At 41.7% G+C, this 14934-nt stretch carries 15 protein-coding genes; 5 read left to right on the top strand and 10 right to left on the bottom strand.

Annotation, left to right across the window (positions count from 1 at the left end; translation table 11 throughout):
* Positions 1 to 198 precede the first annotated feature (198 nt).
* Entirely contained in the window at positions 199 to 669 is a 471-nt protein-coding gene (locus tag MKX82_RS08755) for a hypothetical protein (RefSeq protein WP_341076477.1), read from the top strand.
* A 38-nt stretch (positions 670 to 707) separates the two neighbouring features.
* Here the strand turns inward: MKX82_RS08755 and MKX82_RS08750 are convergent, their stop codons facing one another.
* A complete protein-coding gene (locus MKX82_RS08750) occupies positions 708 to 1139 on the bottom strand; it encodes a DUF2383 domain-containing protein (protein WP_233314082.1) in 432 nt (143 codons plus the stop codon).
* A gap of 150 nt (positions 1140 to 1289) precedes the next feature.
* On the opposite strand from MKX82_RS08750, the gene MKX82_RS08745 reads away from it, so the two are divergent.
* On the top strand, positions 1290 to 1397 hold the full coding sequence (locus tag MKX82_RS08745) for a YjcZ family sporulation protein (RefSeq protein WP_233314083.1): 108 nt from the start codon (positions 1290 to 1292) through the stop codon (positions 1395 to 1397).
* Positions 1398 to 1449: 52 nt separating this feature from the next.
* Here MKX82_RS08745 and MKX82_RS08740 read toward each other — a convergent pair whose 3' ends face one another.
* The 6 genes from MKX82_RS08740 to gdhA all read right to left on the bottom strand — a co-directional run bounded on the left by MKX82_RS08740 (position 1450) and on the right by gdhA (position 8251).
* Positions 1450 to 2121, bottom strand: coding sequence for a hypothetical protein (locus MKX82_RS08740; protein ID WP_341076472.1), 672 nt, complete (start codon positions 2119 to 2121; stop codon positions 1450 to 1452).
* A gap of 92 nt (positions 2122 to 2213) precedes the next feature.
* Positions 2214 to 2588, bottom strand: coding sequence for a hypothetical protein (locus tag MKX82_RS08735; protein WP_233314085.1), 375 nt, complete (start codon positions 2586 to 2588; stop codon positions 2214 to 2216).
* A gap of 88 nt (positions 2589 to 2676) precedes the next feature.
* Positions 2677 to 2925 (bottom strand): hypothetical protein, encoded by a 249-nt coding sequence (locus MKX82_RS08730; RefSeq protein WP_233314086.1) that lies wholly within the window; start codon positions 2923 to 2925, stop codon positions 2677 to 2679.
* Positions 2926 to 3750: 825 nt separating this feature from the next.
* Positions 3751 to 4593 carry an alpha/beta fold hydrolase gene (locus tag MKX82_RS08725; RefSeq protein ID WP_233314088.1) on the bottom strand — a complete coding sequence of 281 codons (843 nt, stop codon included), beginning with the start codon at positions 4591 to 4593 and terminating at the stop codon, positions 3751 to 3753.
* Between the two features lie 171 nt (positions 4594 to 4764).
* On the bottom strand, positions 4765 to 6264 hold the full coding sequence (locus MKX82_RS08720; RefSeq protein WP_341076470.1) for a malate:quinone oxidoreductase: 1500 nt from the start codon (positions 6262 to 6264) through the stop codon (positions 4765 to 4767).
* A 595-nt stretch (positions 6265 to 6859) separates the two neighbouring features.
* Positions 6860 to 8251 carry an NADP-specific glutamate dehydrogenase gene (gdhA, locus tag MKX82_RS08715; protein ID WP_237941295.1) on the bottom strand — a complete coding sequence of 464 codons (1392 nt, stop codon included), beginning with the start codon at positions 8249 to 8251 and terminating at the stop codon, positions 6860 to 6862.
* Positions 8252 to 8396: 145 nt separating this feature from the next.
* On the opposite strand from gdhA, the gene MKX82_RS08710 reads away from it, so the two are divergent.
* Both MKX82_RS08710 and MKX82_RS08705 read left to right on the top strand, forming a co-directional pair.
* Positions 8397 to 9308: a LysR family transcriptional regulator gene (locus tag MKX82_RS08710; protein ID WP_233314091.1), complete on the top strand. Its 912-nt coding sequence runs from the start codon at positions 8397 to 8399 to the stop codon at positions 9306 to 9308.
* Positions 9309 to 9441: 133 nt separating this feature from the next.
* Positions 9442 to 10584 (top strand): zinc-dependent alcohol dehydrogenase, encoded by a 1143-nt coding sequence (locus MKX82_RS08705; RefSeq protein ID WP_341076465.1) that lies wholly within the window; start codon positions 9442 to 9444, stop codon positions 10582 to 10584.
* A 98-nt stretch (positions 10585 to 10682) separates the two neighbouring features.
* Here MKX82_RS08705 and MKX82_RS08700 read toward each other — a convergent pair whose 3' ends face one another.
* Positions 10683 to 10907 carry a hypothetical protein gene (locus MKX82_RS08700; protein ID WP_237941293.1) on the bottom strand — a complete coding sequence of 75 codons (225 nt, stop codon included), beginning with the start codon at positions 10905 to 10907 and terminating at the stop codon, positions 10683 to 10685.
* A gap of 192 nt (positions 10908 to 11099) precedes the next feature.
* On the opposite strand from MKX82_RS08700, the gene MKX82_RS08695 reads away from it, so the two are divergent.
* On the top strand, positions 11100 to 11726 hold the full coding sequence (locus MKX82_RS08695; RefSeq protein WP_341076462.1) for a DUF1796 family putative cysteine peptidase: 627 nt from the start codon (positions 11100 to 11102) through the stop codon (positions 11724 to 11726).
* Between the two features lie 106 nt (positions 11727 to 11832).
* On the opposite strand, the gene MKX82_RS08690 is transcribed toward MKX82_RS08695, so the two are convergent.
* Together MKX82_RS08690 and MKX82_RS08685 are read right to left on the bottom strand one after the other, a co-directional pair.
* Positions 11833 to 12216 carry a hypothetical protein gene (locus MKX82_RS08690; RefSeq protein ID WP_341076460.1) on the bottom strand — a complete coding sequence of 128 codons (384 nt, stop codon included), beginning with the start codon at positions 12214 to 12216 and terminating at the stop codon, positions 11833 to 11835.
* Positions 12217 to 12232: 16 nt separating this feature from the next.
* Positions 12233 to 14866 carry an NTTRR-F1 domain gene (locus MKX82_RS08685; protein WP_341076458.1) on the bottom strand — a complete coding sequence of 878 codons (2634 nt, stop codon included), beginning with the start codon at positions 14864 to 14866 and terminating at the stop codon, positions 12233 to 12235.
* Positions 14867 to 14934 lie beyond the last annotated feature (68 nt).

The following is a 14934-nucleotide window of genomic DNA, read 5'->3' as shown; positions in this document are numbered from 1 at the left end:
TTCCCCCTTACTTAATAAACGGACTCTTCCTCTCTTATTATAAAATGTTATGAGGTGATTAGGAACAGCTATCACTATTTTTACAAAAAACCTTCATAATTTACATAAAGAAGGACGTGCTGACAAAAGCTAATGCTTAGAAGATGGATTTTTTACCAAATTAATTATACATTTTTTGTGAAAAAAGGAGTCTTTCATATGGTCACGCTATTTATAAGATGCGGCATGATACTCTTGTCATGGTCAACAATCTTTTTTTTGCCAAGAAAATCTTTTCTTAAATTTTTGCCAGTAACGATTTTTTCTACTGCCGTCCTGTTAATTGAAGACATGATTGGCCGAACATATAAATTGTGGAAGGTAAATGGCGGGAAAAAATCAGCAACGAACAATGCCTTGACGTTTATTCTCGGTCCATTTTTCGCAGCAAATTTATGGACGTTTCATTTTACTTACGGAAGGTTTTGGATCTATACCATTTTCAACTTAGTGTTTGATTTACTGTTTGCTTATCCTTTACATTATTTTCTGGATAAAATCGGATTATATAAACTTAAAAAAGTGAAACCAATATTTTTGTTTTATACGGCCTTTGCTTATTCTATGCTGAACTATGGCTTCCAAATATTCCTTGATAAAAATTTCACAATAAAACAGGAGAAACACTAAAATGCAGTTTCGCTGCCTTCTAGTGTTTCTTTAAGAGCTTAATGTATTAATGATTTTAAATAATCAACATGTTCACGGTCCTTATTTAAAACTTGATGAACTATTTGAAGGCTGTCCTCATCAAGTTTATTGCGAACAAGCTGTTCAGACATTTTTATTCCGTACAAATTTTCACCCTTAATGGCATGTTTAATAATCACTTCATCCCCATTGTCTGGATCAAATAAATTGCCGATAAAGCTTTCTGCCTTGCCGACTACCCCTTCATTCGTGACTGGTTCTCCTCCTAGTTGGTGAATTCTGTCAGAAATGATATGGGCATTTTTCGTATGTTCTGTTAATATGTCTGAAAAGGACTGCTTTAAGGACGTATCTTCTAAGTTCTCAATAAAATGCTCATATGCATGAATTCCCATGAATTGTCCTTGTAGAAACTTATTTAATGTTTTTATCGATTGCTCCGTATTCAAAGTATGTTCACCTCCATTCCACATTTCTCTTTGTTCTACTAGTTAGAATGCTCATTTTTCTCCTTTTCATCCTAATCTGTATTCTTGTCCATTTCCTCTTTTACAGAACTTCATATGATGTTGTATACCTGATGTTCGGAGGTGAGAGGCATGTCAAGAGGTTATGAAGAAAATGGTGGAGGGTATAACAACAGCTTTGCACTAATCGTTGTTCTATTTATTCTTTTGATCATCATCGGTGTATCTTATCTAGGCTAATTAGAAGTAAGCGAAAAATGCCCCGGTCTATTTAAGACTAGGGTATTTTTTGTTATAGATTTTTCCAGTCACCTTTTAAGAGTTCAGCCTGTATTTCTGAATCAATTTTGCTAAAACCGTGCATAAAAGCATACTCCTGCACCTTTTTCCCAACTGTAGCAAGTGCAAGCTGCGTATAATCAAAATCTGCTACCGTCTTACAATACTTTACAAAGAAATCAATAGACAGCATATTAGGGAAAATGACTGTTTGCCAATCTGTTTCGTTCAGCGTTTTACTCATTTCTTTTTCAAAAGAGAAGTCTAGTCCGATATGATGTGTATGTATAAGTAAATCATCTTCGGAGTATACGTTGCTGTGCTGATAATCATGCCCAAGGAGAACAGCGGGTTGCTCCTTCTGATAGGAAGCAAGATTTGCTTTTATTCCTCTTGCCTCTAATACCTTTCTTGATTTCTCTGATAAATATTCGATTTGCTCTGGAAGGTTTGCTGTTATGCCGCTCTTTGTATATTGCCTGAAAAAGATTTGGATGCTTGTTGGATTTAAAAAAATCAACCGATGTTTCTTCGCAATCAATGAAAATACCTCAATAGGTAGCTCTTGCTCCGTGCTTTTCAAAATAGGGAAGGACATTGTCTTTGCTCCTAGCTTCTGAAAGTAAGTCTCCAGCCTGCTTTGCTGTTCTCCGCCTCTTGCAATAATAATAGACTTTTCCATCATACTAATCTCCTTTAAGTGGATATTTCCTATTATATCAAGATGCTTTTTGTTTGAGAGTAAAAAGAAAAATCAGCTCATCGGCTGAACTGATTTTAAGGTGCTCGTTTAATGAGCTTTATATTATCCACCTTCTCTTCCTTAAATGTGATGTATACTTTATCACCTTGTTGGAAGGCTTCTGTTTTATCAATAAGAACAATATCCTTTTCATCATAATTATTTACTGCTGAAAAATGTTGCCCATCCTGTGTTTTGCTGATAATTGTTGCAGAGATTGTTTGTTTTGCTTCATCATTATCTTCTATTACTTTCCTATTATTTTCTGTAATAATTTCCGGCTCTTTATAAACTGACTCTGCCGTTGTTTTTGGAGTAGAGTTAGAGGATAAAGTTAATACAGCTATTATAACGATGGCCGTAGAAATACCAGCTACTGCGTAATAGGAACGATTGCTTTTCAGTTTCATCCTTAAAACTCCTTTTTGTTCATTAAATACCCGTAAAGTATCGTACTAAACAGTTTTGAGTATTTTTAAGGAACAAAAGGCGCGATGATTACATATTTTTACTATATTTTTCATAAAGCTGCCGTGACTTTTCCGGAAGCCATTTTCGTTTTTCTGGATCGGAGTAATAGTGCATAAATGCCTGTTTCTCTTTATTACTAAATGCTGCAGCTGCTTTAAGATGTTCACTGCAAAACCAATAAACTTTATCTGGCTTATCCCATGAAGTAAAGGGGAATAGCTTATCAGCGCCACGCACTTTACATGCAAGGCCTTCACATTTCTCTCCCTTTAACATCCATGGTCCCTCCCGATAAACATATTATCTTTTAACCTGCTCTCAAAACCCTCAATATATGCACAAAGGAACAAAGCAACCTTATTGCAATATATTGCTCTGTTTTTTAGTTCTTGTCTTTTTATAATTTATTAACGAATCATTAACAAGTTGTTCATATTCTCCGCATAGAATGAAACTAAACTAGCTAAAGGGCAGGTGATTAATGTGAAGCTAATGTCCATTATTTGCTTTTTTAAAAGAAACCATAAATACAGCTATTACTCAGACAGATGTGTAAGATGTGGAAAAGAAAAACAGCATCACTGACCAGCCCGCTCTAACAATTGCCCCACACATCACAGCAACTAAATTAAACACTACATCCTGCTAGGAAAGAATTCTCTTTTTCCAATTACATAAAAAATCAAGATTATTTGGTAAACAAGACAAAAGAGAGGCAGATTTTTAAGTATATGCCTCTCTTTCGTCTTATATTATGTAAGTTAACTTTTCATTTCTTTTAGCAAGATGCTAATTTGATGATCCAATTCTTCTTTCACTAGCAAAGTTGGTGATAATCTGCTCTAATCTGATTGCTGAACATTTAAGCTGCTTTTTATTAAGGATGTTTGTATCTTTACCAGCTCTTAAATATCCTTGATAAGTAGTAGGTTGTTAAAAGGATATTGCCGCTTTATCTTTGTTTTTGATTAGATATTTTTATATATAAACACCTTTTGCACAGCTTATTTTTGCTGTAGTTTATTTCTTAAAGCTCAGGAATGCTTTCTAACTAGCGGCAAAAAAAAAGACAGCAGATAAACGTATCTGCTGTCTTAACTATTAATTATATTTAGCAAGGAACTGAAGTAATTCTTTATTAAACTGCTCTGCATGTGTTGCATTAAAACCGTGCGGGGCACCTTCAATGACGGCAAGTTCAGAGCCTTCAATCATATCATGGGACAGCTTTCCGCTTGCTTCGAATGGAACGACATTGTCTGAATCGCCATGAATGATTAAAGTCGGGATGTTGATTTTTGCTACATCCTCACGGAAATCGGTATAGGAGAATGCTTTAATGCATTCAAGCGTACCTTTCGGTGATGCGAACGCGGCAATATCACGATTATAAAGACGGAATGGTTCACTAACAAGGCCATCTCTTTCTCCTGCAGAAAAGAAGTTATGTGTAAAGTTATCAAGGAAAGCGATACGGTCTTTTTGCACACCATTCAAAAACTCTTCAATTGTTGCATCATCAAGAGCACCCTCTGGATTACCTTCTGTTTTATACAGATAAGGAGGCACCGCACCTGCTAATACAGCCTTTTTCACACGTTCCACGCCGTATGTACTAATATAGCGGACCACTTCCCCGCCGCCCATTGAAAAGCCGACAAGTGTAACATCCTGAAGATCTAGATGTTCAATTAATTTATGCAAATCTTTAGCAAAAGTATCATAGTCATAGCCTTCATAAGGTTGAGATGACCCTCCGAAACCTCTGCGGTCATATGCAATAACACGATACCCTGCTTCAATCAGGGCAGGCACTTGCAGTTCCCATGAACGGAGACTCAGCGGCCAGCCATGGATTAAAATAATCGGTTTTCCGCTTCCATGGTCTTCATAATTTAAAACAACTGGTGCATTATTGACTGTATCAACTGTAAGTTTTGGCATCTCTCTAACCTCCAATGAAATGTTTTGTTTCTTTGCAGCTTATAATCCTTTACCCAAACTTCCCTTGGCATAATCTTTTCCGATACCAGAATTCCATTATATACCAGAATTGTACTTAACTCCACTAAAAAGATGCTTTCCTGATAGAAAGCATCTCTACTAGCTTTTCAACTAAAGAATAGGTTCTTTTTCACTCGATAGAAGTGCCTCTGCTGTTGCATGATGTACCTCTTCTAAAAGGATAGGGTTTTCCATTAAGGATAAACCGTAGGATGGGATCATTTCCTTAATTTTTGACTCCCACTCGTTAAAATGCTGCGGAAAGCATTTTTGGATTACTTCAAGCATGACATGAACAGCTGTTGAAGCACCTGGTGATGCACCCAGCAATGCTGCAATCGAACCATCGGAGGCAGTGATAACTTCTGTACCGAATTGCAGTGTTCCTTTGCCGCCATCCTCGGTATCTTTAATCACTTGCACACGCTGCCCTGCTACTACTAAATCCCAATCCTCTAGTTTTGCATTCGGAATAAATTCTCGCAGTTCTTCCATGCGCTGCTCTTTTGATAACATAACTTGCTGAATTAAGTATTTAGTCAATCCCATATTTTTTGCACCTGCTGATAACATTGTGATAATGTTGTCTGGCTTCACAGAGGTGATTAAATCAAACATAGAACCAGTTTTCAAAAACTTTGGTGAAAAGCCGGCAAAAGGTCCGAATAACAACGATTTTTTATTATCAATAAATCTTGTATCTAGATGAGGAACAGACATTGGCGGTGCGCCAACCTTTGCCTTGCCGTAAACTTTTGCATGATGCTGCTCAACGATAGCTGGATTGTTGCACACCATAAAAATTCCGCTTACCGGGAATCCTCCAATATGCTTGCTTTCAGGGATACCGGTTTTTTGAAGAAGATGCAAGCTTCCGCCTCCGCCTCCGATAAAGACAAACTTAGCCTTATGGCGTTCGACCGTTCCTCGCTCAAGATTTCTGACTGTTAGCTCCCATAAGCCATCACGAGTCCTTTTTATATCATTAACACTATGTTTGTATTTAATCTTTACACCATTGCTGCCTAAATGATCAAATAACATCCTTGTTAATGCCCCGAAGTTAACATCTGTTCCAGAATCAATTTTAGTTGCTGCTATCGGTTCTTCTATATTCCTTCCCTGCATGATGAGGGGAATCCACTCTTTCAGTTTTTGCGGATCTTCAGAATACTCCATGCCTTGAAATAAGGGATTGTTTGACAGCGCTTTAAATCTTTTCCTTAAGAATTCTACATTCTCTTTCCCTTCCACTAAGCTCATATGCGGTAATGGCATAATAAAGTCTTTCGGGTTATGTATGCGCTTACTGTTTACTAAATAAGACCAAAACTGCATGGATAATTGGAACTGTTCGTTAATGTTAATTGCTTTGCTAATATCGATGGAGCCATCTGGCTTTTCAACCGTATAGTTCAGCTCACAAAGTGCCGCATGCCCTGTTCCCGCGTTGTTCCATTCGTTTGAACTTTCCTCTCCAGTGTTAGCAAGCTTCTCAAATACTGTAATCTTCCAGTCAGGTACTAATTCTTTCAGAAGTGTCCCCAATGTTGCGCTCATAATTCCAGTACCAATTAAGAAAACATCTGTGTTAGTTTCTCTTTCGCTCATATTAACCTTCCCTTTACATTATTGTATTCGCAGAAAGGATGCTGGCGCTCGATATGAACACACCATTTCTGTCTTTCATTATGACACTCTTGTTATCTATTATAATTATTTACAGATAAAAATATCTTCTTTTATCTGATAATTATATACTATTTACATCATTTTAAAAAGGATAAGTTCTAATTCTACCTGCCATTTAAGAAAAAATCCCTATATAAAGCACTCTTTCCTTCCTCTATCAGTCAATATGCTTCGTTCATAAAAAATGCAATTTGTACGTTCCTTCCTTACATTCTATGCAAAAAGAATATATTTTATTAAAACTGCATACACCATAACCTATCTAAACAAACATAACCCTTTTAAAAAATACTATTCTAATATATTATTTCTCGTAAGATAAAAGGTTATTATTTGATTCAATCTTAATATTTAAACTCCTGTTATTAACTTAAATAAAGCTTTATAAGCTGCTCTTCCACATTAATGAGGAACCGTAATTTCCCAGTAATTCAATGAACAGGTTATTCTCCTCCTATAACTAAAAGCAGGTCATTTTTAAAGTGACCTGCTTTTTTTATCTCTGTACTTTTACTTAAATAACACCTTGTTCGAGCATAGCATCAGCCACTTTTTTAAAGCCTGCAATATTAGCACCTGCTACAAGATTGCCTGGTACATCATATTCTTCAGAAGCTTGCATACTCTTACTATAGATATCTTTCATAATTACTTGGAGCTTTTGATCGACTTCTTCCTGAGTCCAAGAAAGCCTTGCACTATTTTGTGCCATTTCCAATGCTGACACAGCAACTCCGCCAGCATTCGCTGCTTTTGCTGGTCCAAATAAAACATTGTTTTCAATAAAAAGATCGACTGCCTCTTGTGTGGACGGCATATTGGCACCTTCACCGACTGCCTTTACTCCATTACTTAGTAAGATATTGGCAGCTTCCTTGTCCAGCTCATTTTGCGTAGCACTTGGCAAAGCAATATCACAAGGGACTTGCCAAATTCCTGCACAGCCTTCAGAATAGGTAGCGCTTGGATGCTCGTTAACATATTCTGAAATCCGTTTAGATTCTGCTTCTTTTAATTGCTTTACTGTATTTAAGTCAATTCCGTTTGGGTCGTAAATATAGCCGCTTGAATCACTGCAAGCTACTACTTTTGCGCCTAGCTGCATGGCCTTTTCCATTGCATATATGCTTACATTTCCAGAACCAGATACCACTACAGTGCTGTCTTTAAAACCTAAGCCTTTATTGTTAAGCATCTCTTCGACAAAATAGACTAGACCGTAACCAGTTGCTTCTTTCCTGCCAAGACTTCCTCCATAACCGATGCCTTTTCCTGTCAGCACTCCTGCTTCAAAGCTGCCTTTCAGTTTTTTATATTGGCCGAACATATAACCAATTTCTCTTGCTCCGACACCAATATCTCCAGCAGGCACATCTGTATCTGGGCCAATATGTCTTGCTAGCTCTGTCATAAAGCTTTGGCAAAAGCGCATAATTTCCATATCTGATTTTCCTTTTGGATCAAAATCAGAGCCGCCCTTCCCCCCGCCGATTGGCTGGCCAGTTAGAGAGTTTTTGAAAATTTGCTCAAACCCTAGAAATTTAATAATACTTGCATTAACAGACGGATGGAAACGCAGTCCGCCTTTGTAAGGACCAATCGCACTGTTAAACTGTACGCGGAATCCTCTGTTCACCATGATATTACCATTATCATCAACCCACGGCACTCTAAAGCTAATCATCCGTTCAGGTTCTGCGATTCTGTCCAGCACAGATTTTTTTATATATTCAGGGTTTTTCGCAAGAACAGGAATTAAAGAGTCCAGTACTTCCTTTACCGCTTGGTGGAATTCTATTTCATGGGGATTACGCTCCACTACCTGTTTATATAAATGATTAACATAGTCTTTTGCGATTTCAATTTCATTTGTTTGTGCTACTTCCATATATTCCACCACTTTCATTCGAACTCAGCTCCTAAAGATGTTTTAAGTTTTAGAAAATTCCCTTTTCTTAAATGTGGTTTCATTTTATAATTTTATAATTGATAGTTCCAATACTAATTTCGGATGAGATTCATGCGTTAAACGCATTAGGAGAGTTGAAAACATGGAAACAAGGCAAATTCAATACTTTTTAGAAGTCGCAAAACGAGAACATGTAACAGAAGCAGCAGATGCTTTGCATATTGCGCAATCCTCTGTCAGCAGGCAAATATTCAATTTAGAAGAGGAATTAGGAATCGAGTTGTTCATCCGCGAAGGCCGCCGTGTAAAGCTGACACCTTTAGGAAAAATCTTTTTTGAACGAATGAAACAGGTGTGGAACATGATGGAGGATGCCAAAAGAGAGGTAAAGGAATATTTAGACCCTGAAAAAGGAACCGTCAGAATTGCCTTTCCAATCAGCATGGCAGCACACACATTGCCATCGATCATCTATGCATTTAGGACAAGATACCCTGAGGCTAAATTTCAAATGAGCAATGCTCTTTATTATGATTTAATCGACGGTGTTATCAAAGGTGATTTCAATTTAGCCATGATGGCGCCAATGCCAAATCAGGAAAAAGAGCCGAAGATTAAAGGAGCTACCCTCTTCACGGAAAATATTGTGGCATTAGTTCCAAACCATCATCCATTAGCAAACAGAGCCTCTATAAGACTTCGTGACTTAAAGGATGAGCCCTTTTGTGTGCTGCCAGAAGGTTTCGTCTTTCGAGAACAAGTCGTACAAGCATGCAAGGACGCTCACTTCTCACCGAGTATTGCCTTTGAAGGCAAGGATATTGATGCATTAAAAGGGTTAGTGTCCGCTGGTTTAGGGGTTGCATTAATGCCTGAGATGACGCTGGTCGACAATACGCCCCGCTCTACCGTTATTATTCCGATTGCAGACAGCAATCTGACCAGAACGGTTGGTGTCATCTATCCGACGCAAAGAAAGCTTTTGCCAACAGAGGAATTATTTTATGACTTTTTGCTGGAAACATATGAAAGATTGAATGAATTTAAACAATGATTTAGACTGTCCTGCATACAGGACAGTTTTTTCGTCCTCCTTGATAAAGACTATTTCTATAGTAAAATAGTTTGCCATATAAAAGTTTGGGTAAGTAGTAAGTAACACCTACTAAAGAGGAGGATACTTTGACATGAAAGCAGTGACGTTTCAAGGAACAAAAGATGTACAAGTAAAGCAGGTCGCAGATCCGAAGCTTCATAAAAAGGACGATATTATTGTCAGAATTACTTCGACAGCGATTTGCGGATCTGATTTGCATATCTATCAAGGCGCTATTCCTGCTGAGAAGGACTATGTAATTGGGCATGAACCAATGGGAATAGTCGAAGAAGTAGGATCTGAGGTAACAAAAGTCAAAAAAGGAGACCGCGTTGTACTTCCATTTAATATTTCATGCGGCCACTGTTATTATTGTGAACATGATATGGAAAGTCAATGTGATAACTCTAACCCAAACAAGCAAATTACCGATACTGGTGCATACTTTGGCTTCACAGAACGTTACGGCGATTATCAAGGCGGCCAAGCAGAATTATTGCGTGTGCCATACGGAAACTTTATGCCATTTGTAATTCCTGAAAGCTGCGAATTGGAAGACGAAGCATTGCTGTTTATGTCTGACGTACTGCCAACAGCGTACTGGAGTATCGAAAACTCTGGAGTAAAAAAAGGAGACACAGTGGTCGTATTAGGTTGCGGACCTATCGGCTTAATGACCCAAAAATTCGCCTGGATGAAAGGTGCAAAGCGCGTCATTGCTGTTGATAATATCCCCTACCGCTTAAACCATGCCAAAAACATGAATAAAGTCGAAACAATTAATTTTGACGAACATGAGGATGCAGGAAATTTCATTAAAGAAATAACCGCCGGTGGAGCAGATGTCGTGATTGACTGTGTTGGAATGGATGGAAAAAAATCAACAATGGAAGCAATCGGACAAAAATTGAAAATCCAGGGCGGGACATTAAGCGCTATAGAAATCGGACTAAATGCTGTTCGTAAATTCGGAACGATGCAATTAACAGGTGTTTACGGCTCTAAATACAATATGTTCCCATTAGGACAAATATTTGAACGAAATATTAACATAAAAACTGGCCAAGCCCCTGTTATTCACTATATGCCAATGCTGTTTGATAAGATAACAACAGGAGAAATTGACCCGACAGAAATCATTACACATCGAATTTCCCTTGATGACGCCAGCAATGCCTATCAAATGTTTAATGATCATCAGGATGAAGTAATTAAAGTCATACTTAAGCCATAACGTACTTTAGACTCGGCAATAATATGCCGAGTCTTTTTTATATTCCTATTAATAAAAAAAACAGCTGTTAAAACATACAGCTGCTATTGCTATCTTCATTACATTCCTGTTTTATATTTCTTTTCACTAGAAGATGTATTCTTCGTATCATGCTTTGCTTTTTCTTCCCGATATTCTTCTTTTATATCTTCCATCGGCAATGAATCCACTGTTTGTTCACTTTCAAACTTATCAAATAGGCTTTCGTTTTCGGTAGGATATTGTTCAGGGTTGTCCATATTTGTATGAGCATTATTTAGGCCTGACTTTTTCTTTTCATCCATCACTATCACCTCATTATAAACATTCCCCTATTTAAGAAGAAAAAACTGTCCATATTTATCCAGTTGTTAGTGATGATTGCCCTTTTTAAAAATTATCCACATATAGCTTAGCCTTTTGTAAAAATAACCATTTAATATAGTATAAAGTAAATGTTTACAAACAATAAAAATTTGAACGTAGGGGAAAAACGAATGAAACTTGCTGATATTAAAGGAGAATATAATCAAATTTTTAGTTTAGGAGAAAACTGCATTCCTGCTTTGAAATTGAGGAAATTTAATTTGAGACAACAAGCTGGACCATTCGATTGGGTAGGCACACCGAATTTATTTAAGATTATCATCTTATTTCAATCAAATTTCGCCGATTTTCTTAAAGAAGAAAACCTAGAGCCGCTGCAGTATGTTAATGAGGATGACATACTTGTACATGATAAACTATATAATATTGGCTTTAATCATGATTTTAAAAAAGATGTTAACACATTGGAGCACCTGGGAAGTTTGCCGCAAGTTCAAGAAAAATATCAAAAACGAATCAATCGTTTCATGGAAGCTTTGTCCGCATCCCCAAACCTATTATTTATTAGAACAGAAGCAACATTAGAAGGAGCGACTGAGTTAAATAATGAATTATCCCAACTAGTTAAAAACTCTTATCGCCTGTTAATCGTCAACCATGCACCAGTAAAAGAAATCATCGAGCAGGACTGGGGCCTCAGCAATGTCTGTGTACTTGAATTACCAAATGATGAAATTTGGGACGGAAACGATCATCTATGGCAGTCAATATTTGAAGGCATCACATTAGTAAAATAAATGTATAGTAAGACTTTTAAGGATGCAATCCAAAACAGTGCATCCTTTTTCTTGCCCAAATAAAAAAAGGAGTAGGCGAACCTACTCCTTTTTCAAATACATATCCTTATACAAAGCGAATGATATTTGTCTTACGATTTTCCGAAGTGGCTGCAGTAACATTTGTAGCTGTAATTGGTTCAATCGTTACTGTATACGTAGCAGTCCCCGTTTCCGCTGGAACATCGACAACAGTAACAGAAGCAATAAACCGCTGCGTCCCGGCAGCTGCTCCGTCCCGGCTAATTCCTTGCGTATCAATCACCGTTCCATCTCTGCTGATGTTTACATTAAAATCTATACCCCAATCCGCAGCAGTAACAAAATCCAGCTGCTGTGACGTATCAATTTTCACCTCATTACCAGCAGTGACAGGAACAGCAACAGTATTCACAACAGTTGCCGCATCTAAAGGTAAAGCCAATGCTGCGGCAGCTTGGTCGAAGAACAATGCAGAAACAGAAGGATCACCGCTTGGGCCTGTCGGTCCTGTTGGACCGGCTGGACCCGTTGCTCCCGTCGGACCTACTTCTCCCGCTGGACCGGCTGGGCCTGTTGGACCCGCTTCTCCCGCTGGACCGGCTGGACCCGTTGGACCGGCTTCTCCCGCTGGGCCTGTTGCTCCTGTTGGGCCTACTTCTCCCGCTGGACCGGCTGGGCCTGTTGGACCTACTTCTCGCCGCTTGGGCCTGTCGGCTCCTGTTGGGCCTACTCTCTGGGCCCGTTGCTGGACCGCTTCTCCCGCTGGGCCGTTGCTCCCGTCCTGTTGGACCTACTTCTCCCGCTGGACCGGCTGGGCCTGTTGGACCCGCTTCTCCCGCTGGGCCGGCTGGACCCGTTGGACCCTGTCCTGGGCCTACTTCTCCCGCTGGGCCTGTTGCTCCTGTGGGCCTACTTCTCCCGCTGGGCCGGTTGCTCCTGTTGGACCGGCTTCTCCCGCTGGGCCTGTTGCTCCTGTTGGGCCTACTTCTCCCGCTGGACCGGCTGGGCCTGTTGGGACCTACTTCTCCTGCTGGACCGGCTGGGCCTGTTGGACCTACTTCTCCGGCTGGACCGACTGGGCCTGTTGCTCCTGTCGGGCCTACTTCTCCGGCTGGACCGGCTGGGCCTGTTGGGCCTGTTTCTCCCGCTGGGCCCGTTGCTCCTGTCGGACCGGCTTCTCCCGCTGGACCCGTTGCTCCTGTTGGACCTACTTCTCCCGCTGGACCGGCTGGGCCTGTTGGACCTACTTCTCCTGCTGGGCCAGTGGCTCCTGTTGGACCTACTTCTCCGGCTGGGCCTACTTCTCCTGCTGGGCCTGTTGCTCCTGTTGGGCCTACTTCTCCCGCTGGACCGGCTGGGCCTGTTGGGCCTACTTCTCCTGCTGGGCCTGTTGCTCCTGTTGGGCCTACTTCTCCTGCTGGACCGGCTGGACCTGTTGGACCCGCTTCTCCCGCTGGACCGGCTGGACCCGTTGGACCGGCTTCTCCCGCTGGGCCTGTTGCTCCTGTTGGGCCTACTTCTCCCGCTGGGCCAGTGGCTCCTGTTGGACCTACTTCTCCCGCTGGACCGGCTGGGCCTGTTGGACCTACTTCTCCTGCTGGGCCAGTGGCTCCTGTTGAACCTACTTCTCCCGCTGGACCGGCTGGGCCTGTTGGGCCTACTTCTCCTGTTGGGCCAGCTGGGCCTGTTGGACCTACTTCTCCTGCTGGGCCGGCTGGGCCTGTTGGACCTACTTCTCCTGCTGGACCGGCTGGGCCTGTTGGACCTACTTCTCCTGCTGGGCCAGTGGCTCCTGTTGGACCGGCTTCTCCCGCTGGACCCGTTGCTCCTGTTGGACCTACTTCTCCCGCTGGACCGGCTGGGCCTGTTGGGCCTACTTCTCCCGCTGGACCCGTTGCTCCTGTTGGACCTACTTCTCCTGCTGGACCGGCTGGACCTGTTGGACCCGCTTCTCCCGCTGGGCCTGTTGCTCCTGTCGGACCTACTTCTCCCGCTGGACCGGCTGGGCCTGTTGGGCCTGTTGGGCCTGTTGGGCCTGTTGCTCCTGCTGGACCCGTTGCTCCTGTTGGACCTACTTCTCCCGCTGGACCGGCTGGGCCTGTTGGACCTACTTCTCCTGCTGGGCCAGTGGCTCCTGTTGGACCTACTTCTCCCGCTGGACCGGCTGGGCCTGTTGGACCCGCTTCTCCCGCTGGGCCTGTTGCTCCTGTTGGACCGGCTTCTCCCGCTGGACCCGTTGCTCCTGTTGGGCCTACTTCTCCTGCTGGACCCGTTGCTCCTGTTGGGCCTACTTCTCCCGCTGGGCCAGCTGGACCTGTTGGGCCTGTTTCTCCTGCTGGACCCGTTGGACCTACTTCTCCCGCTGGACCCGTTGCTCCTGTTGGACCTACTTCTCCTGCTGGACCCGTTGCTCCTGTCGGACCGGCTTCTCCCGCTGGACCGGCTGGGCCTGTCGGACCTACTTCTCCTGCTGGACCGGCTGGACCTACTTCTCCTGCTGGACCCGTTGCTCCTGTCGGACCGGCTTCTCCCGCTGGACCGATTGGGCCTGTCGCTCCTGTTACCCCCGCTGGACCGATTGGGCCTGTCGCTCCTGTTGCTCCCGCTGGGCCAGTCGGTCCAGTCGGTCCGGTTGGGCCTATAATGCCGGTTGCTGTTAGAAGCGCTACATCATCTACTAGCACATTTGAAGTTCCCTCCGAAGGAATAACGCTGATTAATAAATATGCTTGGCGTGTTTCACTCGGTGCACTGCTTGCAGTCAAGTAGACTTCCTTCCAAATACTGACTCCCGCATCTGGTAATCTACCAGGAGGGATATAGTTGGACAATCCTGTATTAAGAAGCTGAAAATTCTCATCAAAAAAGAACAATTGTAACAGCATTGCTGGTGCTGGAAGATCATCAAGCTTAGCTAACGATATAATTAGCTCAAGATTTTCTCCTGCAGATGCTGAAACAAACTGCCCTAAATAAGTCGATCCTTCTCCTTGTTCAAGAAGTGCTGAGTATGCACCTGAATGGGAATACTGGGTAGTCACAGAGGCATTCTCTGAAATCCAGCTGCTTAGATCGCCTGTTTCAAAACCACTGTTCCCAATTAAATTTAGTAAACTCATTCTCATTCTCCTTTCTGTAAAAAACTAGAATACAAAGGTATTGTATGAAGCAATCAAAAAACCGTTTA

Origin of the sequence: Niallia sp. FSL R7-0271 (assembly GCF_038005785.1) — a bacterium.
In the GTDB taxonomy this organism is placed as follows: domain Bacteria; phylum Bacillota; class Bacilli; order Bacillales; family Cytobacillaceae; genus Niallia.
This window is presented reverse-complemented; position numbering and strand designations above follow the sequence as displayed.

Excerpts from the sequence above, each read along its gene's own strand:
- MKX82_RS08755 (WP_341076477.1), top strand. The coding sequence starts at position 199 with ATGGTCACGCTATTTATAAGATGCGGCATGATACTCTTGTCATGGTCA.
- MKX82_RS08745 (WP_233314083.1), top strand. The coding sequence starts at position 1,290 with ATGTCAAGAGGTTATGAAGAAAATGGTGGAGGGTATAACAACAGCTTT.
- MKX82_RS08740 (WP_341076472.1), bottom strand. The coding sequence starts at position 2,121 with ATGATGGAAAAGTCTATTATTATTGCAAGAGGCGGAGAACAGCAAAGC.
- MKX82_RS08735 (WP_233314085.1), bottom strand. The coding sequence starts at position 2,588 with ATGAAACTGAAAAGCAATCGTTCCTATTACGCAGTAGCTGGTATTTCT.
- MKX82_RS08730 (WP_233314086.1), bottom strand. The coding sequence starts at position 2,925 with ATGTTAAAGGGAGAGAAATGTGAAGGCCTTGCATGTAAAGTGCGTGGC.
- MKX82_RS08725 (WP_233314088.1), bottom strand. The coding sequence starts at position 4,593 with ATGCCAAAACTTACAGTTGATACAGTCAATAATGCACCAGTTGTTTTA.
- MKX82_RS08720 (WP_341076470.1), bottom strand. The coding sequence starts at position 6,264 with ATGAGCGAAAGAGAAACTAACACAGATGTTTTCTTAATTGGTACTGGA.
- gdhA (WP_237941295.1), bottom strand. The coding sequence starts at position 8,251 with ATGAAAGTGGTGGAATATATGGAAGTAGCACAAACAAATGAAATTGAA.
- MKX82_RS08710 (WP_233314091.1), top strand. The coding sequence starts at position 8,397 with ATGGAAACAAGGCAAATTCAATACTTTTTAGAAGTCGCAAAACGAGAA.
- MKX82_RS08705 (WP_341076465.1), top strand. The coding sequence starts at position 9,442 with ATGAAAGCAGTGACGTTTCAAGGAACAAAAGATGTACAAGTAAAGCAG.
- MKX82_RS08700 (WP_237941293.1), bottom strand. The coding sequence starts at position 10,907 with ATGGATGAAAAGAAAAAGTCAGGCCTAAATAATGCTCATACAAATATG.
- MKX82_RS08695 (WP_341076462.1), top strand. The coding sequence starts at position 11,100 with ATGAAACTTGCTGATATTAAAGGAGAATATAATCAAATTTTTAGTTTA.
- MKX82_RS08685 (WP_341076458.1), bottom strand. The coding sequence starts at position 14,866 with ATGAGTTTACTAAATTTAATTGGGAACAGTGGTTTTGAAACAGGCGAT.